This window comes from Vibrio sp. L85 (genome assembly GCF_963871815.1).
Classification (GTDB): Bacteria; Pseudomonadota; Gammaproteobacteria; order Enterobacterales; family Vibrionaceae; genus Vibrio; species Vibrio harveyi.
Genome location: NZ_CAWMYL010000244.1, coordinates 380,801 through 400,854 on the forward strand (window position 1 = coordinate 380,801; position 20,054 = coordinate 400,854).

The 20,054-nt window shown below is 44.7% G+C and carries 15 protein-coding genes; 4 read left to right on the top strand and 11 right to left on the bottom strand.

The window, feature by feature from the left end:
• Positions 1-151: 151 nt before the first annotated feature.
• The 3 genes from AACR11_RS25975 (at position 152) to AACR11_RS25985 (ending at position 4,488) form a co-directional block, all read left to right on the top strand.
• Entirely contained in the window at positions 152-1,369 is a 1,218-nt protein-coding gene (locus AACR11_RS25975) for an AAA family ATPase (RefSeq protein WP_005448834.1), read from the top strand.
• A gap of 7 nt (positions 1,370-1,376) precedes the next feature.
• Positions 1,377-2,351, top strand: coding sequence for a ParB/RepB/Spo0J family partition protein (locus AACR11_RS25980; RefSeq protein WP_029790505.1), 975 nt, complete (start codon positions 1,377-1,379; stop codon positions 2,349-2,351).
• Between the two features lie 115 nt (positions 2,352-2,466).
• Positions 2,467-4,488, top strand: a complete 2,022-nt coding sequence (locus AACR11_RS25985; protein WP_029790504.1) for a GNAT family N-acetyltransferase — start codon at positions 2,467-2,469, stop codon at positions 4,486-4,488.
• A gap of 105 nt (positions 4,489-4,593) precedes the next feature.
• Here the strand turns inward: AACR11_RS25985 and AACR11_RS25990 are convergent, their stop codons facing one another.
• The 10 genes from AACR11_RS25990 to AACR11_RS26035 form a co-directional block, all read right to left on the bottom strand.
• On the bottom strand, positions 4,594-5,295 hold the full coding sequence (locus AACR11_RS25990) for an energy transducer TonB (RefSeq protein WP_339367395.1): 702 nt from the start codon (positions 5,293-5,295) through the stop codon (positions 4,594-4,596).
• 107 nt (positions 5,296-5,402) lie between these two features.
• Positions 5,403-5,834, bottom strand: a complete 432-nt coding sequence (gene exbD / locus AACR11_RS25995) for a TonB system transport protein ExbD (RefSeq protein ID WP_009699148.1) — start codon at positions 5,832-5,834, stop codon at positions 5,403-5,405.
• Positions 5,835-5,837: 3 nt separating this feature from the next.
• Positions 5,838-6,698 carry a tonB-system energizer ExbB gene (gene exbB / locus AACR11_RS26000; protein WP_017818307.1) on the bottom strand — a complete coding sequence of 287 codons (861 nt, stop codon included), beginning with the start codon at positions 6,696-6,698 and terminating at the stop codon, positions 5,838-5,840.
• 154 nt (positions 6,699-6,852) lie between these two features.
• A complete protein-coding gene (locus AACR11_RS26005) occupies positions 6,853-8,331 on the bottom strand; it encodes a surface lipoprotein assembly modifier (protein ID WP_029790501.1) in 1,479 nt (492 codons plus the stop codon).
• Between the two features lie 64 nt (positions 8,332-8,395).
• The gene (locus tag AACR11_RS26010) at positions 8,396-9,121 is read right to left on the bottom strand and encodes a Slam-dependent surface lipoprotein (RefSeq protein WP_005450033.1); all 726 of its coding nucleotides are present in this window, start codon (positions 9,119-9,121) and stop codon (positions 8,396-8,398) included.
• A 206-nt stretch (positions 9,122-9,327) separates the two neighbouring features.
• Entirely contained in the window at positions 9,328-10,740 is a 1,413-nt protein-coding gene (locus AACR11_RS26015; protein ID WP_074051905.1) for a PKD domain-containing protein, read from the bottom strand.
• 149 nt (positions 10,741-10,889) lie between these two features.
• Positions 10,890-12,212, bottom strand: a complete 1,323-nt coding sequence (locus AACR11_RS26020) for a PKD domain-containing protein (protein WP_029790499.1) — start codon at positions 12,210-12,212, stop codon at positions 10,890-10,892.
• Between the two features lie 179 nt (positions 12,213-12,391).
• Complete coding sequence (locus AACR11_RS26025) at positions 12,392-15,520, bottom strand: TonB-dependent receptor (protein ID WP_223295780.1); 3,129 nt, start codon at positions 15,518-15,520, stop codon at positions 12,392-12,394.
• Positions 15,521-15,589: 69 nt separating this feature from the next.
• Positions 15,590-16,528, bottom strand: a complete 939-nt coding sequence (locus tag AACR11_RS26030; RefSeq protein ID WP_029790497.1) for a FecR domain-containing protein — start codon at positions 16,526-16,528, stop codon at positions 15,590-15,592.
• 1 nt (position 16,529) lies between these two features.
• On the bottom strand, positions 16,530-17,048 hold the full coding sequence (locus tag AACR11_RS26035) for a sigma-70 family RNA polymerase sigma factor (protein ID WP_005450041.1): 519 nt from the start codon (positions 17,046-17,048) through the stop codon (positions 16,530-16,532).
• A 530-nt stretch (positions 17,049-17,578) separates the two neighbouring features.
• On the opposite strand from AACR11_RS26035, the gene AACR11_RS26040 reads away from it, so the two are divergent.
• Entirely contained in the window at positions 17,579-19,258 is a 1,680-nt protein-coding gene (locus tag AACR11_RS26040; RefSeq protein WP_005450044.1) for a DUF342 domain-containing protein, read from the top strand.
• Between the two features lie 75 nt (positions 19,259-19,333).
• Here the strand turns inward: AACR11_RS26040 and AACR11_RS26045 are convergent, their stop codons facing one another.
• Positions 19,334-19,987: a CatB-related O-acetyltransferase gene (locus AACR11_RS26045; RefSeq protein ID WP_017818304.1), complete on the bottom strand. Its 654-nt coding sequence runs from the start codon at positions 19,985-19,987 to the stop codon at positions 19,334-19,336.
• Between the last annotated feature and the right edge of the window lie 67 nt (positions 19,988-20,054).

The following is a 20,054-nucleotide window of genomic DNA, read 5'->3' on the forward strand; positions in this document are numbered from 1 at the left end:
TTTTGTGATGTTTTGATGGTGAAATCATAAAACTGGCGTTTGTGAGTGTTTTTTATGTGATGGTTATTCAAAATGCTTGTGCACCTTTTTGTTGTTTTTGTGTTGTAGTGCTGTACAATGAAATGCAGATATCCTTCCAACGGAATTTGGCATGAAAAGAGAAACAACGATTGAAAATCTCCAGGAATTAGCAGAGCTGACGCAACAAGTTCAAGCTGACCGTATTGAGATTGTTTTGGAAGAGCGTAGTGACAACTACTTCCCACCAATGTCTAAGGCAATGATGGAAACCCGCTCTGGTTTAACTCGTCGTAAACTAGACGATGCTATCGGCAAGATGGAAGCGGAAGGTCATCAATTTACAAAGAATAATGCTAACCATTATTCAATCACGCTTGAAGAAGCGCACATGCTAATGGATGCGGCGGAAGTGCCAAAATTCCATGAACGCAAAAAGAATTCTGAAAATAAACCATGGATCATCAACGTACAAAACCAAAAGGGTGGTACGGGTAAATCGATGACCGCGGTTCATTTGGCGGCGTGTCTGGCTCTAAACCTAGATAAACGCTACCGTATTTGTTTGATTGACCTTGACCCTCAAGGCTCTCTGCGTCTGTTTTTGAACCCACAAATTAGCGTGGCAGAACACGACAACATCTATTCTGCTGTCGATATCATGTTGGGTAACGTGCCTGATGGTGTTGAAATCGATCGTGAATTCCTTCACAAGAACGTACTGTTGCCGACGCAATATCCGAACTTGAAGTCGATTTCTGCTTTCCCAGAAGACGCAATGTTCAACGCAGAAGCGTGGCAAACACTCTCTGAAGACCCATCGCTAGATATCGTTCGTCTGCTGAAAGAGCAGTTGATTGACAAGATCGCGAATGACTTCGACGTAATTATGATTGATACCGGTCCACACGTTGACCCGCTAGTATGGAACGCAATGTACGCATCGAACGCGCTATTGATTCCTTGTGCGGCGAAGCGTCTTGACTGGGCTTCGACAGTAAACTTCTTCCAACACCTACCAACGGTTTATGAGATGTTCCCTGAAGATTGGAACGGTCTTGAGTTTGTTCGTCTGATGCCTACTATGTTTGAAGACGACAACAAGAAGCAAGTTTCTGTTCTAACTGAAATGAACTATCTTCTAGGTGACCAAGTTATGATGGCTACCATTCCTCGCAGTCGTGCATTCGAAACCTGTGCTGATACCTACAGCACTGTGTTTGACTTAACCATAGGCGACTTCGAAGGTGGTAAGAAAACACTCGCAACTGCACAAGATGCGGTACACAAGAGTGCATTAGAACTAGAGCGCGTACTGCACTCTAACTGGCCGTCATTGAATCAGGGGTAATGAATAAATGGCATTGAAAACGTCTGAATTAAACGCGAAATTATTTGGTAAAACCAATAAGCGTCGTGTTGCGACACCTCAAGAAGCGCAAACGGCGGCAAAAGACAAAGCACAAACTATCGAACTAGCAGTCGCTGGTGAGAATACTGTGCAATTTGAATTGGTACGAATCCCTGCGGATAAAGTGGCGACAGACACGAGCGTATTTGCAGAAAACGCTCGTGAGCAATCTTTCCTAAACGAACACGCTTTATCGGATGTTTTGGTGACGTTGAAAGAACGTGGTCAACAATATCCAGCAGTTGGTCGTCGCACGCAAGATGGCAAGATTGAAGTATTAGATGGTAGCCGCCGTCGTATGTCTTGTATCTTAGCGGGCAAAGATTTCTTGGTTTACGTTGGTGACGGCATCAACACAGACCACGCGAAATTCCTTTCTGATGTTGCAAACGCGCACAAGCCACTGTCTCTCTACGAGAAAGGTAAAGAGATGCAGGCGAAGTTAGAAAGCGGCGAAGCAGAAGACCAAAAAGCACTGGCAAAAATGTTCCAGTGCAGCGAAGCATTGGTGAGTGGTGCGTTAAAAGCGGCGGCATTACCGTTAGAGCTTCTTCAAGCGTACCCGAATGTTGGCGATTTAGGTCGTCCAACGATAGTGAAGCTGCACAAGCAATTCTCATCACTAACTGGTGAACAGCAACAAAATCTGCTGGATAAATGCCGTACGTCTGAAGGCTACCTGTGGCAACGTAGCACAGCTCAAGGTGTTGCTCGTCTGACAAAAGAAGTGACAGAAAGCATTGAAAGCTGGATTGCAGAATTAGCACCTGCGAAGCCAGCTAAGAAAGCTGAAAAAGTTGATCTTGTTAAAGGGCGTGCAAGCTACAGCCGCAAAGGCAATAACCTTGCTCTTAACTTGAAGAAAGTTGACGACAGCTTGATGGAAGAAATTCTTGCTTTCGTTGAGAGTAAAATGAAGTAAATATATTCTTCTTTGAAACCGCCTTCGGGCGGTTTTTTTATGTCTGCAATTTGGCAAAGTCTCCGTGAATCGAGATGTGATAACATGGCGTCAGTTTAATGCTCGGATATACGTAATGCTCGCTCAATCTGAATTCCTTTCTCAACTTCAAACTCAATCTCATGATGCGTTTCAACGTCGTGGCGTGGCTATCTATGGTGAGCCCGAATGGCAAGATGCGCTAATTGCTGACTTTTACAAACATCAATCGGATCAGACTTGGTTCTGTGTTGGTGATTGGTCCCTTGAAGGGGCTTTTTGTGTGTCTGGCAAACAAGGCAATATGTTGCTTGGTCGTGAGTGCGATGTTTTATTGTTTGATGCGAGAAAAGGCGTCGATGCCAACAGTTTTACCGCTGCTCTTGGGGCTTTAGTTGGCGGTGGATTGCTGCTTGTTATCGCCAATAAACAAGAGCAACCAAGCGAAGCTGATTTGTGGATGCAAATGCATTGGCAAAAACTGACTGTGATAGACCAGAGTCTTCCGTTGCCGACACTATCGAGCGTACAATATGGCGCGAAGGAAAACCAGTTTGAGCAACAAACTGAAGCGGTAGCATTAGTTGAGAAAGTCGTAACGGGACACCGCAAGCGTCCATTGGTGTTGACTGCTGACCGTGGTCGTGGAAAAACCAGCGCTTTAGGTATCGCTTGTGCACAGCTTCTTAAGCAAAAGACGCTGCGTATCTTAGTTACCGCACCAAGCATTAAAGCTGTTGAACCCATCTATCAGCATGCATTGCGATTACTTTCAACAGCGCAACGAGTTAAGAAAGATCGATTGGAAGTAGGGCAGGGGTACATCCAATTTATTGCCCCAGACGAGCTGCTTTCGTCTATGCCGGAATGTGACTTGTTGTTAGTGGATGAAGCTGCGGCGATCCCTGTACCAATGCTCAAGCAAATTACGGAACATTATCATCGTTTGGTTTTTTCGAGCACGATACATGGTTATGAAGGGTGTGGTCGAGGGTTTACGCTTAAGTTTATTGAGTGGTTGAAAGAACAAAGACCAGGAATGAAAAGCCACCACCTTCAACAGCCTATCCGTTGGAGTACAAATGACAATCTAGAGTCGTGGCTGTATGAGACGTTTTTGTTGAATGCAGAGCTTGAACCGTTTGAGCGAATAGAGCTTGGTGAAATTGCATTGATCAATCTCCGTAAGTCCGAGCTGATTTCTAATCCTTCCGTATTGAAAACGTGCTTTGCGCTATTGGTCAACGCGCATTATCAAACGGCGCCTAATGATTTACTTCACTTGCTGCAAGATGAAAACAGTCAGGTTTATGTTGCTCAGTACCAAGGTCAAATCGCCGGTGTGATTTTAACCGTGGAAGAAGGCAACTTTGCCGAAAACCTAATTAAAGATATCCAGCTTGGCAAGCGTCGTCCAAAAGGGCATTTAGCTCCCATTACCATTATTAACCAGCTTGGCTACTCAGAAGTCGGCGCGCTTTCTACATTACGTGTGATGCGTATCGCTGTTCATCCTGAGTTGCAAGGGCAAGGAATTGGTCAACATATGTTGTCATTGCTGGAGCAATCTGCGCCATCTCACATTTCCTATTTGTCCACCAGCTTTGGTGCAACGGAAGAACTCATAAAGTTTTGGCAACGCTCGGGCTATGAGTCGATTCGACTTGGAACGATGCGTGACGCTGCGAGTGGCTGCTATTCACTTTTGATGGTTCGCAATTGTAACGCCCAACAGCAGTCTTGGATTGAAGAGTCTAAGCATCTATTTGAAGAATTATTGTCGTTGAGTGCTTCTGCGATTTATCCACGACTTGAGCCGAGTTTAATGCGTACGTTGTTATCCCAACCAATTCAAGCTGTCTCGTTGAATAAGGCGAAGCTCACTTTGGTGGAGTGCTATGCTCAAGGTGGTAATAGCTTTGAATCTGTGTCGACATGGCTTCAACAATGGTTACTTCAATTTGGTTTGGTTGATGTTTCTGATCTGCTGATCAGTAAGTCACTCTTAAACAAAGATTGGAATGAGTGCGCAAAACAATTTGGATTGGCGGGACGTAAGCAAATCGAAGCTGAGATACGCAAAGAGCTTCAAGCTTTAATCGCTAAATTTACAGTGTAAAACGATACGCGGTTTTGTAATTTACACTGTAAAGTGGAATAGATAAGAATTTAGATAGAGGAGAGAGTTTACACTGTAAATTCTCTCCTTTGTTTTTCAGGCTGGCTAGAACGAAAAATTGATAGGAAGAGTTAGTGTCAAGCGAGCGCCTTTGACACTTGAAGGTGGTTTTACTAACGGTTGCGCTCGTCCTACAAGCTCAATCGCTTCTTTATCTAATGATGCTGTTCCTGAGCTTTTTACGAGTTCCACATCGAGAACATTTCCCTCCCTGTCCATGGTAAAGCGAATCACTGGCATCCCTTTCTTCTTAAGTCGACGTGCTTGCCTTGGATAGCGTTTTTCTCGTTCTAGGTGTGCATGCAGAGCTTGTTGCCAACTTACCTTTGCCGCTCGTCCTGCTTCGGATTGCTGACCCTGCCTTAGTGCGCTGATTTGTTTGGATTCACGTTTCGTCTCCAAGCTAGGTTTTGAACTGGCGGCTTGATTGATTTCAGGTTGTTTTTTCTTTGACTGCTTTTCTGGTTTTGATCTGTTCGGTTTTGGTTTCTCTGTTTTTATTGGCTTTTCAGTGTTTGCAGCAATCGTGCTCGGTTGTTTGGATTTGACTAAAGCTGGAGACTGCTCTTGTTCGGGCTTATGTTTTACGGATTGCTCTTGACGGGCTTGTTGAATTAACTCTTCTTGTTGCACTGTACTTTCAACCGCTTTCACCGTGTTTTTGGGGGCAGCCATTGGTGCTACGATACTCACTGTAATCGGTATCGCTTGTGGCGGAGAGGAAAAGTCATACTCAGGTGTCCACATGTAAGCGATGGCTATTAAGGCGTGAAGAGAGGCGCTCAGTAGTATAGCCGTTAAAACAAAACGTTTTTTCCTATAGCTATAACGAAAAGATGGTCCCGCTAGAGCATTCATTGTGGCGCTCCCGACGCTTGCTCTACACCAACTAATGCAATTTGGTTGTAGCCGCTAGCGACCATTTCATTCATCACTTTCATTAAATCTTGATAACTCAGAGATTTGTCAGCTCGAAGAAATATCCGAGTGTCTGGTTCAACCTCGGCTTGTATTAGGGCTTGCTTCAAATCGGCAAGCGAAGTCTCGTGCTTTTCTCCCACAACTAAGGTTAGGTCTTTTTGAATCGTGAGATAAACTGGTTTATCAGGTTGAGGCTGAGGCTCTGCAGATGACGTCGGCAAATCGACTGCAACGTTGACTGTCGCTAATGGGGCGGCAACCATCACTATGATTAAGAGCACCAACATGACGTCAACCAGAGGTGTCACGTTGATCTCATGATTCTCAACCATATCATCGCTGTCTGAGGCTGGCTTAAATCCCATGGCTTAACCCACCTTCTTTAGCACTGTGTCGTTGTGTTCTTGGTGAGATTGCATTCGCTTTTGATCCAAATCTCGGCTAACCAAGATCATCAATGCTACGGAGACATCGGCGAGTTGCGCTTTGTAGCCAGAAATTTTACGTGTGAAGTAGTTATAGATGACCACTGCTGGAATTGCTGCCACTAAACCAATTGCCGTGGCAAGGAGGGCTTCTGCGATCCCCGGAGCGACCACCACTAGCGTCGTGTTCTGAGATTTTGCGATTCCGATGAAAGCATTCATGATGCCCCAAACTGTGCCGAACAATCCAACGAAAGGACCGACGGAGCCGATGGTTGCGAGGATGCCGGTCAGTGAAGTCATGCTTCTCCCTAATTCTGCTTGCACTCTTTCTAAGCGCAGTTGTACGCGTTCTTTAATGCCATTTTCTGAAGCAGAGCCTAGAGAAGAGAGTTGCAATTCATGCTGCGTTGCTGAAATTAGTGAGGATTCTACGCCTTTAAAAGGCTGAGTGGTCTGTTTGGCATTTTCCAATGACTCTGCATCAACAAGCTCAGTAAGTAGTTTTTGTGTGCGTCGTGTTGCTTTCATCAGTTGTACTTGTTTAAAAAGAAAAACTGCCCAAGTCAAAATGGATGCGGCAAGCAGTGAGAGCATCACTCCCTTTACCACCCAATCAGCAGCGTGGTACATACCCATTGGGGATAAATCGTGGGTGATGAGCGGGTTAGAAGGTGGTGCTATTTGTGTTTCGGTGACTGAGTTATTTATAGAAGTACCAGTTGACTCAGTTGCAGAAGAAGAAAGGGGAAGAAGTGCCAGACTAAAAGATGCCGACACTAGGAGAAAAAAACGCTTATTCATTATCCATTGCTCGTTGTGAAAATGACTGATGGCGCAAATAACCTTTTCGCGCCTGCTCTATCCACTACACCGAATGAAGTAACGAAATCCGTAAAATAAATTTAAATATTTGGGTCAATTTACACTGTAAAGCATGTTTGCCGTGATTTTAGAGTCAAAAACGCTTTTCAAATTTTACGCTCACCTCATTTTGCTGATAGGTGTACAGCCAATCAACGTTGCTGTTTACCCGTTTATGAGTCCACTCTAGAATGGGTGTCAACGTCCAAAAAACCAACTTTGGAGAGGAAAATGTGACAGTATAGTTTTGCTCTGTGTCTCTTCTCTTTGCATCGAGTAGGGCGTTATATCCCTCGTATTGCCTTTCTCGCAGTGATGCAAACAGGTTAGCGTCAAGCCAACCTTCGACGCTTTTCACGACTCCGATTCGACCACCATAGAGCTGGTAAGCATGTACATCTTGATCATTTTGTTTATGCGTCCAGTCTATGCCACCGAATGCGAGCCATTGTTGTGGCAACTGGTGCCAATAGTTGATGCTTGCATTCCATTGCCAATCTGATTGATAGTCGAGCTTTGTTGGACGGTAATCTTGGTATTCGCCTTTTAGTTCCCATCTCAATGCGCTTTTCGAGTCTAAGCTATGGAATCCATTCAACTTTAGACCTGTTGACCAATACAAACTCTTATCTGCGTATGTGCTGTACTCGATCAACGGCGCAACCAAGATACTATGACGCTGGTCTTGAAAGCTGTAACCAAAGCTAACATTCGCTGTTTGCTCGTTGTATTCACTGTGATTGTTGTAACGAGAACCATACGTCAGCGCTTGCAAACTCATACCATGATGACCTTTGAAGCTAATGCGCTTATTCGCACTTGCATTAAAAGTTAACCCTGCTGCTCTCTGTTTTTCCGGTGTTACTCGATCAAATAAACACTTTCCTGTCTCATGACGGACTAAGCAAGTATAGGTTTCTGAGCTGCTATTGAGATTGTCATTGAAAGTTGGACCAAAGCTGATCGCACCTTGCCATGCATCTCTGTGCTCTAGTGCTGATATAAAGGCATTGAGAGTACGTCTGACACCATCAGCCCTTGGGTTATCAGTAGGGAGAGTAGATTTGATTTGTGAGAAAAGGGTGTGTGCGTCTTGGTTTTTCTTACGCTCAAACAAAACGCGAGCAAGCTCTAACTGAGCGGGAAGAAAATTCGGATATAAGGATAAAAGCGATCGGTACTCTGCCTCTGCATCACTTAAACGACCTAAATAGCGTGATAGACCGCCTTGGGCATAATGGATAAGTAAAGGATCTGCATAGGGTGAAGATTGATACTGGTTCAATAGTACTTCTACTTGTGACCATTGCTTTCCTTTAACTGCTAGGTAAAGCGCTTGCCCTAAGTTGTCGTTGCTTTGATCTGACGAGCTTTGTTCCTGAGCTTGCTTCGACCTCTGTAATTCGAGTTCTTTTTCTTCTTGCAGGAGACGCTTTTCTTTTTCTTGTGCTGATAGCGCATCTCTTTGCTGAATGCGAAGATTCGTATCTTGGTCATTGGCTACAACGGGAAAAGAAAACAACGGCACTAACAGGGATGTCAGAGCGATGGTGTAAGAGGTTCTAACCGCCATAAATATTCCATATAAAAAGAAGCAGCACGGGCTGCTTCTTGGTTATCACTCATTGAATCGAGAGTTATTTTTTCTCGCCGCCAAAAGCAGTGTCTAGATCGCTATTGTTGGTAAAGGTGGCGATACCAGCCAAGCCAGCAGCATTCGCACCAAAGAAGTGACCTTGAGAAGCGCCATTCGTGGTTGTGCCATTCTGTACAGCTTGAGCAGTGCCATTAAATGCTGCGGTGGCTGCATTAATCGTTGCGTCTACACTTACCGTTAGGTTGCTATTGTTGATTGAACCGTCTAGCGTTTTGGCTCCGAAATCAGCGTTAAACGTACCTGAAAGTTTGTTTGCGCCAGAGAACTTGTTAATACCAGTAATGTTGTAGGTCGCCTTGCCGCTGGTTGGTACAGTCGTTCCTGCATCATTACCGACGTAGTAAACGGTACGGTTGTTAAACTCAGAATCTTTCTTACCTTCGTACCATTCTCCAAACCACACATCTTGATTCGCTACTTGGACAAAACTGTAAAAATTGTCTTGAAAATGTTTGCTGCCTGATGTGTGAACACCATTTCGCTCGTCATCAAAAATACCACCAGCTAGACCTTCAAAGTCCACTCGTTTGCCACCTGTTTTACCGATGCCTGCATTGCCTTTAGAGTGAATAAATGGGACCCAAACTTCTGATTCTCCTACTTGGCGAAGCGAATCATCACTGATCGCGCCATCAAATCCTGCATGAACAAGTGGGCTTAGACCAATCATTGCTGCTGCAATCCATGAAAGTTGAAGTGGTTTCATTGTCTCTTCCTTTTGTTGATTGAAATAGTTAAAGAAAGAGACCATGCCAGTGCATCCGGTGCGCGCGACAGATGACTAACGCGGTCTCATTTAGTACACCGAAATAGGAGACAAAACCCGTAAATAAGTTTGTGATTTTTTAAATTGTTGGCGAATAAAAAACAAAACGCCCACAACTGTGGACGTTTTTGATAGCTGCTTGTGTTTTAACGGCTGGTAAATTCAATCGTTGTGGAAATTCTTTCAACCATACTAAAGTCATTAGGACCGTTAAGACTCCAGCTGAAGCCCATTGAGGCTTTTGCCACTTTGCCGTTGGTCGGTGGACTTTGTAGTTGGAAGGTTAAGCTGTCACCAGCGGGGATAACAATAATGACATCGTTATCTTGAAGGTCTTTACTAAAGTAGCTTTGAGAACCAACTAATATCCTTGGTGTTACATCGTCGTTGCTACTACTAAGCGTATACTTTCCGAGAGTAATGGTGACTGGCTTTCCTACTGCTTCAAAAGTATAGCTATCGAGAGTGTAATAGTTAGGAATAGGACCCGTATCGGATGTTTTATCGATGACGTCATTTTGCTTGTGAGGCAGTCGCAAAGGAGTGGTATCTGAGCCGCGTGTGAGTTTGGTGTGCGGTTGGGATTCAGAAATCGCTCTTACTCTAACTCCCACAGAATGGCTATCTGAAAACTCGCCATCATTTACGGTTAAACTGACGACGTAATCCCCGGAGATATCTGGCGAAAATGAAGTTAGCACAGCATAAGGATCATCGATGACGGCGGATGAGCCGTTTGGTTTTTTAGTGAAGTGCCATTCATAAGTGAGTACATCGCCGTTGGCATCACCACTGGGTGTGCCATTCAATGGGACACTCATGTTATCAAGAACCCAAAACATTGAACCATCTACCTCCGCATGTGGAGGGACATTTTTATAAAAAAAGGAAGCGGTGGTCGTAGCGGAAGCTTCAGAAAAGCCATCGAATGCAGTCACTTTAACCACATAATTGCCCTCCGTATCAGCCTTGATTGAGTTGAAATCATATACAGTCGATTTCGCTATAGAGTAATTGCTGCCTTGTGGGTGGGACAACACTTCCCATGTAAACGACAATTTATCGCCATCAATATCTTGAGGTCTTGTGTTTAGGTTAATTTGCTGAGTTAGGTTACCGGTGTACTTATCTTTGGTAAATTTAATCGTTGGTGGTGTATTTTCGTCTTCCCTGATGACTTCTATCTTTACTTGGTTAGGGCGGCTGTCTGTTTTGCCATCGTTAACCACCAACTCTACAAGGTAAGTGCCCAATAAGTCTGGTTCAAAGCGCGGAGTTCTGGATTCTGGATTAATGAGCTCCGCCTTACTCTTGAAGGGTTTCGATACCATTTTCCAAGAGAAGGCTATTGAGTCTTGATCGTAGTCGACGCTACCCGTGCCATCGAGATGCACCACTTTTTCACTCAGCTTTACATGTTGATTGATCCCAGCTATCGCAATAGGGGGGTGATTGTTAGGCGTTTGGGGTTCAGAGGCATCATTCCCACCGCCACCATTACAACCATTAAGAAGTAATAATAGCAATGGTGTGAGAGTATATTTCGAGCTTAGACTCATCTTAGTTCATCCTAATTGATTAGAAGCGCGGTCCATAACGCGGCGCGGTAAAAGAAAGGCTTTATCTGATACACCGAATGAGATTTGAATATCCGTAAAAAAGCGCGGAGAGACCGCGCTTTTTTATGTGTCATTGTTGTGCAGGACGATCAGTTTGTTTGGAAGTGGTAGCCAACACCGCCATAAAAGTTTGTTTGATCTTTGATCATTAGACCGTAAGTCATCATGACACTACTTCCTTGTGTTGGTGCTGACCAAAACTTAACAACAATCTCATCACCGACAGGTAGCACGCTGCCATCTTCAATGCCGCTTAATTTCAAGTCGTGATCGGGATTGGTTGCGTTCATTGCAAAGACCTGCTGAACTTCATAATCTTGTCCAACGGCTTCAAGAGTTAGTGACCCTAGGAGTACGTATTTGGGCGCTTCACCTTTGAGGTCTTTATTCAGAGTAATAATCGGAATTTCGAGAGGCCATTGTTTTTTCTCACCGTTGAAGTGCAATACGAGGTCGCTTGTTCCTGCTTTTGATGCCGTTACTCGAACAAAATCTTTTCCACTGCTTAGAGCGCCATCACTTACGGTTAGAGCAAGCGCATAATCACCCTCGACATCGGGGGTGAATGTTGGTTTTGCTGACGTAGCATCCGACAATTCTGCAGTACTTGCCGAAGGCTTGGACACAAATTCCCACTGGTACGTGATACCTGAATCATTGCCATCAATGCTTGCGCTAGCGTCTAAGGTTGCGGTTCCACCCAATTCGAATGTGGTATCTCGTCCTGCCATGGCAACCGGTGCGACGTTATCGGCAGAGTAGTTGATGGTGATCTCTTTAGTTGTCTCTTCTTTACCGTCTGAGACGGTTAGAGTTAGTTTGTATTCACCCGCAACGTTTGCTTTTAGCGCTGCTTGTTTGGTGCTTGCGTTGCTCAACGACATCGTGGTGTTTTTTGGTGCTGAGTTAAGAGCCCATTGGTAGCTGAGCATATCATTATCAGCGTCGTAAGCTTTCGCGTCTAATTTCAGGGTTTGATCAAGCGCTGCCGTGTAGGTTTCCGATGCATAAATAACGGGCGCCACGTTGGTATTTACTTCTGTTGCGGTGATAGTCAGCGATTGTGCGCTACTGTCTTTTTTGCCATCGTTGGTTACCAACTGAACGGTGTAGTCTCCTGCCACGTCTGGTGTGAAGTATGGAGAGATCGCATTAACGTTATTTAACTTGACGTTACTGCCTTGTGGTTTTTTGCTGATAGACCAAGTGTACGTTGCGATACTGGCATCTACACCGTAGCTACCCAGTCCATCTACACGAATTCTGTTTCCGACTTTTGCTGTTTCGTAACCAGATACAACGGACACAGGCGCTTTATGTGAATCTGCAGTGTTTGAGTCTGAACCACCACCACAAGCGATAAGCGAAGGAATGGTGATAGCAAGAAGCGTCCATTTCATGTTGGGTTTCATTAAATCATCCTAAATATACGGTTCTATAGGCTTGGTGGTGTTTGGGACACCAAACCTATATTGGGCTTTATGAAGTTTCATCCACTACACCGAATAGCAATTGGAAATCCGTAAAAATAAAATGAAAAAAGAAAACGCCTCGGGTGAGGCGTTTTCTTTTTAAGGGGCGTTCATAAGGTTTAGAAGCGTCCGTTTAACTTGAGTCCTATCGTTCTTCCTGGTGCAGGCATCCCAGATACCGATCCAGCTTCAAGATAATAAACATCGGTGATGTTGCTTCCGATAAGCTCTGCAGATAGGTGTTCGTTAAATGCATATTTAATGTAAGCATCAAATGTTGTTACATCGGTTCGTTTAATTTGTTCATCTTCATGACTGCCAGAAACATAGTTGGTGCGTAACCCGCTTTCTAATGCTTGATTAAAGAACCTTGCTCCGACTAATAAGCTACCCGAATACTCTGGTGCCGCTTGTGCTGCCAGATAGCTTGCTGCTGTGAAGCCACCGCGAACACACGTTTCTGTTGATGGTGTGGTTTTATCGACAAGAGCTGGGACGAAGCCTTGAGCTGCAGAGTTTTTGTCACACACCTCATTGCGGAAGTTATAAGCCAATGACGCATCGGCAAAGTACAGTTGGTTATCGAACATACCGTTGATTTCAATACCACTGGTGCGTTGGCTATCCAGATTGGCAAATGAAAAACTGGATCGATCGCGATCCATTACATCATCAATCGTTTGATCAAAGTAAGTGAGCTTTGCACTTGCGTTCTCAAAGTAGTGAATGTACGCGACCTCGAAGAGTTTCGCTCGCTCTGGTTCAAGGGGTACTGATGCTGATGGGTTACCAGAAAATCCACTGGTACTCTCAAATAAGCTTGGAAATCGCAGTGTTTCTGCATATCGAGCATACGCACGGCTGTTTTCGTTGATTAGCCATGTTGTGGTAAGAGATGGCATCCAACCACTGCCGCTGTTCTTGTAGCTGAGGTTACGGTTGTCCTTGCCATCAATTTGTCCTTTGGTTTTACAACTGCCTTCAACAAAGTTGTCTTTCTTTTGGGCAATCAAACAAGGGTTGTTAGCAAGATCCAGTTCGTTTTTACTGTTGGTTCGCCATTCAACTAGGTGATCCTCAACGAAACTGGTTTTGTTTTTGGCTTCCGTTGTTTTCTCTTCTACCTTTGCAGTTAACAGTGAATCAAAGTTATTGATCTCATTTTGACGCAGTTTTAACTCTTCACGGTAAGTATCAGCTTGGGTGGGATCGGTGGTGATCAAATGTTGCAGGCGATTGATTTCTCGGTTTATGTTCTTTTTTGTGAACGTTGCACGAACTTCATGCTCTGCATTCGCGACGTTTTGTGCGATTTCTTCTGGGGCGTAAGTTTCAATGGTTTGAAATGCGAGACGATAACCATCTTTCTTGTATTCTTTAAGACCAACATCGTCGCTATTGCCCGTTTTGATGCGATTCTCGATGTAAAAGTCGGTGGCTTCATAACTGATATAGCGCACGCCTGCATTGATAATAAAGGCATCTAGTGGACGCCATTCGATGACCGCGGCTCCGTTATATTCTTCTCTTTCTCCCGAGCGCACAGGACCACCGTAGAAATCAATGAGGTATTCCAAACCTTCTTTTGGGGTCAATTCATGCTTCATGTAGCTGCCGGAAACCGTGACATCCAAGTTATCGAGCAATAGCATTTTGTTCTTAAAGTCAAAGCCAAAACGGTTTTCATCACGATTGACGGTCGAGGTGTTGATGATGATATCTGGTGTCTCGCTACGAAAGTTCACAAAATTGGGAAAGCCATAGCCAGTATTGCTTTTGGAATCCGTTAACGTTGTCCATAGGTTAGTACTGAGGTCAATGTAGCGGCTTTCTGGGTTTGCTCGAAACTTGATGCTGTAAGCTTGCATCTTGGCATTCGCTAGCGGCCATTGAGGCAGACCGTCACTGTTTCGATAATCTGAACGACTCGCGAGGATTTCCCCGTGAGTACTCTCTGTGTAGCGCGCGTTCAGCTGTAACTTATAGTAATCGCTAAAATTAATGGTTGTTTTTAATAGGAACGACTCCATCTCAGAGGAAGTATTTGGTACTTCGTGCCCAGGGATATGGCTCAATGCAATGTGTTCCGGGTTCAAATATGGGTTTCTGCCCGCAACGATCTCGCTACCGCTACCATCTCTTGATTTGGAGTAGAAACCCGTTTTATTTGTGCCTGAGTAGTAGTTACCACGATTACGATATGCATACGCGCCAAGCCATTCAATTTTTGGTTTTACGCCCGCAATAGCTAGTCGATAAGCTGTATCCTCACCGTTTAGCGGATTGTCATCTTTATCATCTCTAGTTTGAAAGCGTACTTCTGGGTCGTCATATAATGGTACGCCGCCTAACTCATTGTATACTGGGACATCTTGCCACCGTTTACCTGTATGCAAGCGAGCTTTGTTGGGCTTTACTGAGTTGCTGCTGCTTTCCGCCACGAACTCCATACCGAAATTATCACCCTCAGGCACAATGTCTTGTGGCTCCAATGTCGTGACTTGTACTGCGCCCCCTACAGAGGTATTCACGTCCGAACTGATCTGTGCGCCTTTGTAAACTTTCAGACCACCAATCAAGTTTGGATCAATGTAGTTTCGGTTTGAAGCGCCTCGGTAACCGTTATAAACGGAAATGCCTTGTTCTGTGCCATCTATGACGACAGGGACTCGTCCAAAACCTTGTACACCACGAACATTAGGATCAATGCTTCCACCGCCATTACGAGCCTCACCACTCAAGGTATTTGCCATTCCGGTAAACAGATCGGCAGCGCTTGCGCCTTTGAAGCGTTCTATTTCTTCTTTGCCCATGTAGGCACTGGCAACATCGGCGTCATAGATCGCCATCTCACCATCACTATCGCGATAATAAGCATCTTCAAAACTCGTTCTTACCTGAATTGCGTCGAGTGTCATTTCAGAGGAAGGAGAAAGTTGATAAACACCATCAGCCTGCTTCTCGGCATTCAATCCCGTGTTTGCCAGCAGCAATGTCAATGCTTGTTCGGGGTCATAGTTACCTGTTAATCCAGGACTTTGCAGGTTTTCTGAAAGTGAAGCATTGAGATAAAACTCAACACCAGACTCTACCGCAAACTGGTTTAATACATGGTCAAGATTACCTGGTGGAATATCGTACTGTACTGACTGTTCTGCCCATGCGGCAAAAGGAGTGACGAGAGAGGCTAATCCTAGATTGGCTTGAATCATTATCGCCAATATCTGGCGTCGTTGAGGGAGCGGCACCTTGCTTTCCTTAATCGGTCTACTAACTGCTCTTTACACCGAATGAGATGTCTAAATCCGTAAATTTTTTTATGGTTTTGCTTTCACACTGACCCACATTGGTGTCCGATAGCGGATTTCGATTGGTAATATTTGGCTGATGTTAAAAAGCGTTTTGTCGACGCTTTTTGTCGAGAATACCCCGGTGAGCTTCAAAGAGGACAACTGTGGATCGACTGAGAGAATACCGCGACGGTATCGACTTAGCTCCGTAATAAACTCTGTGAGTGGCATCCCTTGTGCCATGATTTTTTGTTCTAACCATAGGGCGTCGTCACTGAGATTCTTTTGTATGTTCGAGGTTTCACGTTGCGTAAAGTGGGCGTTTTCACCAGCAAGCAAGTGCTGTGCTCCCATACCAAGTAAAGGGTAGAGTGCTACTTCGCCCTCATAAACGGAAACTAGCGTATCGTCGTCTCGTTTTTGTACGGTGAAACGGGTGCCTATTGGTACGACTCGACCTTGCGGAGTAGTGACATGGAAAGGGGTGAGATGGTGAGAACTGGTGACCATAATCTCACCTTCAAGCAGGTGTAAACGTCGTTCTTGCTGGTTAAAGTCGACAAATACGCGGGTGGCGGTGTTCATTGCCATTTGAGTGCCATCAGAAAGCAATATGTCTTTCACCTCACCCGTCGCTGTAGTGTACTCCGCACCATTGGGAAGAGAGGTATGAGTAGACATCATCAAACTTAACGTGCCAAGAGAAAGGCCACCAAGCATCAAGACTTGTCGGCGGTTCAAACCACGCTGTTTTGGAGCAAGCACTTTGCGGCTAATCGGGGAGTTTGGAATACCAATAAACTTTCTTTGCAGCTCTTCTAACTGCTGCCAAGCATAAGCGTTATCAGGGTGGGCGCTTCTCCAGCTATCAAAGGCATCTCTGTCTTGTTGTGTTACGTCATCGGCCCACAAGCGCGCCATCCACAGAGAGGCTTGCTCGATGGATTCACGAGAAACTTGCTCCATGTTACTCGTTCTCACTCAGCATGGTCATCATGCAGCCCTGCAGTGCTTTCGCTACGTATTTCTCGACAGAAGACACTGACACGTCGAGTGCGAGTGCGATTTCTTTATAGCTCTTGCCTTCCAATTGGCGCATCAAAAGTGCTTGGCGAGCTTTAAGAGGTAAACGATGCAGAAGGGCATCAATTTCGACCAGAGCTTGCACAACGACAGCTTGGTCTTCAGGAGAGCCAGCGACTTCTACAGGTTCTTGTTCGATGAGTTCTAAGTAAGCGGCTTCGATTCGACGACGTCGGTAAAGATCAATGACCAAACCTTTTGCGATATGAGTAAGGTATCTTCTCGAATCTTTCGCTTCAGGTAATTTGCCTCGGGTAAGGAGTCTTAAATAAGTGTCTTGAACTAAATCGGCAGTTGCTTCAGGACACCCCAAACGACGTTTAATAAACACAGATAACCAACTGTGGTGCTCTTGGTACATGTTACCGATACGAGCTGCGCTTGCTGAACTGATAGCCGCCATGATTTGATACTCCTTCCCTAACTAACAGTAATGATAATAATTATCATTACGACAGTTGGCGGAATATAACAGAAAAATAAATAGGTTCCAGAGGAAAAATTTATAAAAATTATTAATGATAAGACTATCGTCACTAAATCAATGACTTTAAAAGTAAAAAAAGATGTGAATAAACCAGGGTGTTGCCAGCGCGACAGGTAGAAGAAAACGACCGTATACAAGATTTTCTGAGCTATATAAGAAATATTCTATTGTCGAAGTTGATTCGGTATTGATAAAACTCTTTTCGTTATTTTCTTTGCTTGAAAACGGCTGGAGGTAAATCAATTTTACGACCTTTTCTAAACCAAATTGCATTTTGTCTAAGATGGCTTTGTTGAAATGAGTTTTATGCTCAATGCTTTATATACCTGAGTTTTGAGCCTGTTAATGCTTTAGTGATGTGAGCCTGATTCTTAGAATTGAGAGGTTTGTTCAGAAAATGATTTTGGTTAGACTGAAGGTGGTGATGGGTAGCAGATGGATTGGTTATGTGGAAGATATGCCTGGAGTGGTCAGAAGATAAAACAAAGGTTTTTGCCCGCTTACCGGGAGATGTGGATCTCGGAGGTGAGCTAAATCAAAAGGAATTGCCTGAGCAGCTTCAGATGATGGAAGCTGACAAAGCGTTTGTCGATGAAACTGAGGTGGTGCGATTCATTAATTGCGCGCGTGAACGTAAATCAGAAGCCTATGAAGGGATCGTGATTGCACAGATCAAAAACGCTCAGGTGGAAGTTGAACTCTCCAACAATGACATGCTTGCCAGCATGAATGTGACGGGCGCTTATGGAGGACGAGGACTAAGAGGTCCTGAAATTGTTCAAGCACTCGCGCATGCTCGTGTTTCCAAAGGCATCAATAAACTTGCGTTGAAAAAAGTGTTGGTTGTCAGTACACAGCTAAAACCCGGAGAAACCTTCACCCAAGCTGTTGCGGTTGGCAAGCAACCTGTTAAAGGCAAAGACGCTATCTTCACGCCACTTGTTAAAGACATCACCAAGCGCATCCTTAAGCCGAAAGAAGGTCAATCCTCTAGTGACAAAATCGATCTACGCAATTTAGGTGAAACCATCGCTGTCGATATTGGGGATGAAGTGATGCGCCGCACTCCGGCGACCAGAGGCATCCCGGGCTTCACCGTTCAAGGTCGCGTTATTCCGCCACAAGCGGGCAAAGACAGTCCAATTAAACCCGGTAAAGGTACTGAAATCAGCAAGTCCGATCCAAACCTCTTACTTGCATCTGTTTCAGGCACACCACTGATCAAAGAAAAAACCATCGAAGTCGACAATGCACTTTGCCTCAATAGTGTCGGAGTAAACACCGGTCACGTAAAATTTAAAGGCAACGTCATCATTGGCGGGAACATCGAATCGGGCATGATAGTGAAAGCGACGGGCTCAATCACAGTGGGTGGTTTTATTGAATCTGCCGATGTACAAGCTGAAGGGGATATTCAAGTTGCTAAGGGCATCATTGGTCATACAGTGAGCGATGGTCAGCCAAAAAGCTGCCATGTGCGCACCAAAACATCGATTCGTGCCAGTTATGCCCAATATTGTGAATTGCAATCTGGTGAAGACATAGAACTTGCTGTCCATAGCATGAACAATGACATTGTTTGTGGGCGCAATTTAATCGTGCTTGATGCCAGTGGCAAGAACGGCACTTTAAGTGGCGGTGATGCAAAAGTGGGCAGTAAGGTTTCCTGTTCGCAATTGGGTGTAGAGGGAGATACGGCGACCAAGGTTGAAGCCTTTGCAAATTATTCTGTCTTTAAGGAACGTATTGCAAATCTAAAGGACGAGTATAAATCCGCGCAAGAAGGCACCATGGACGTTATCCGAAAGGAACTTGAGTTTAAGAAACGCCCTAAAGCAGAGCGCACAGATGAAGAGCAAGCGCAGATAGAAGTATTGAAGGCGCAAAACAACACTCGTTTGGAAGACGTAAAGCAGAAGCTTGAGCAAACTGAACAAGATTTCGAAGTCGCATTAGCAGAGAATATTGTTGAAGCAACTGACCGAGTCTTTACTCGGGTGACGGTTCAATTTGGTGATGAGCAAGTCACCACCAAACGTACCCATGGCGGCTGTGTATTTAGCTTTAATCAATACGAGATTAAAGTCTCTGCAACCTTGGAAGAAGAAGATCTGGCTGCTGTTTAACTTTAGGAACGAAAGCCCATTTATCTGGGCTTTCGCTTCATTTTGCCTTAACAAATCAGCCCCAATGCTAAGTCGTTAAGCGATGTGTTCACGGTAGTAGTCACCTAATGCGAATACATCACCACTGCACATGATTTTCATCGCTTGTTTGATGTGCTCTATTGACCAATCCCACCACTGAATCTCTAGTAGCATCGATACCGCCTCTTCATCAAAGCGCAGGCGAACCACATGATTATTACCAACCACAATGGAATACGGTTCGACATTTTTAGTGATCACTGAACGCGCACCAATCACTGCACCATCACCGATTGTTACACCCGGCATTATCATGGCTTCACTGCCAATCCAGACATCGTTGCCAATAATGGTATCGCCGGCACGTTCAAAGCCGCTTTGTACCCCATTTCCAAACTCTTCTGGGGAAAAGGGAAACGTGGAAATCCAATCAATACGATGTCCCTGATTACCCGCCATCATAAAAGTCGCACCAGAGGCAATTGAACAAAATTTCCCAATGATCAGTTTATCGACTTCGCCATATGCGCCGTTTTGCCATTCTTGTTGTGTCACGCTGTCGCCCATCAAATAACGAACAGCCTGATCTTCGAAAGTTTTGCCATGGTAAAAGCCGGAGTAGTAGCTGTATTCACCCACTTCAATGTTTGGGTTGGTGACATGTTCTTTAATGATTTGCCCTTTCAGCCAAGTATCGAAAGCGTTCATCTGTATTCTCCATGCAAAAATTTAAGTTGTGCGCAGTGTAGAGCCTTTCTATTATTTCCAGTAGATT

Excerpts from the sequence above, each read along its gene's own strand:
- AACR11_RS25975 (WP_005448834.1), top strand. The coding sequence starts at position 152 with ATGAAAAGAGAAACAACGATTGAAAATCTCCAGGAATTAGCAGAGCTG.
- AACR11_RS25980 (WP_029790505.1), top strand. The coding sequence starts at position 1,377 with ATGGCATTGAAAACGTCTGAATTAAACGCGAAATTATTTGGTAAAACC.
- AACR11_RS25985 (WP_029790504.1), top strand. The coding sequence starts at position 2,467 with ATGCTCGCTCAATCTGAATTCCTTTCTCAACTTCAAACTCAATCTCAT.
- AACR11_RS25990 (WP_339367395.1), bottom strand. The coding sequence starts at position 5,295 with ATGTGGACACCTGAGTATGACTTTTCCTCTCCGCCACAAGCGATACCG.
- exbD (WP_009699148.1), bottom strand. The coding sequence starts at position 5,834 with ATGGGATTTAAGCCAGCCTCAGACAGCGATGATATGGTTGAGAATCAT.
- exbB (WP_017818307.1), bottom strand. The coding sequence starts at position 6,698 with ATGAATAAGCGTTTTTTTCTCCTAGTGTCGGCATCTTTTAGTCTGGCA.
- AACR11_RS26005 (WP_029790501.1), bottom strand. The coding sequence starts at position 8,331 with ATGGCGGTTAGAACCTCTTACACCATCGCTCTGACATCCCTGTTAGTG.
- AACR11_RS26010 (WP_005450033.1), bottom strand. The coding sequence starts at position 9,121 with ATGAAACCACTTCAACTTTCATGGATTGCAGCAGCAATGATTGGTCTA.
- AACR11_RS26015 (WP_074051905.1), bottom strand. The coding sequence starts at position 10,740 with ATGAGTCTAAGCTCGAAATATACTCTCACACCATTGCTATTATTACTT.
- AACR11_RS26020 (WP_029790499.1), bottom strand. The coding sequence starts at position 12,212 with ATGAAACCCAACATGAAATGGACGCTTCTTGCTATCACCATTCCTTCG.
- AACR11_RS26030 (WP_029790497.1), bottom strand. The coding sequence starts at position 16,528 with ATGGAGCAAGTTTCTCGTGAATCCATCGAGCAAGCCTCTCTGTGGATG.
- AACR11_RS26035 (WP_005450041.1), bottom strand. The coding sequence starts at position 17,048 with ATGGCGGCTATCAGTTCAGCAAGCGCAGCTCGTATCGGTAACATGTAC.
- AACR11_RS26040 (WP_005450044.1), top strand. The coding sequence starts at position 17,579 with ATGTGGAAGATATGCCTGGAGTGGTCAGAAGATAAAACAAAGGTTTTT.
- AACR11_RS26045 (WP_017818304.1), bottom strand. The coding sequence starts at position 19,987 with ATGAACGCTTTCGATACTTGGCTGAAAGGGCAAATCATTAAAGAACAT.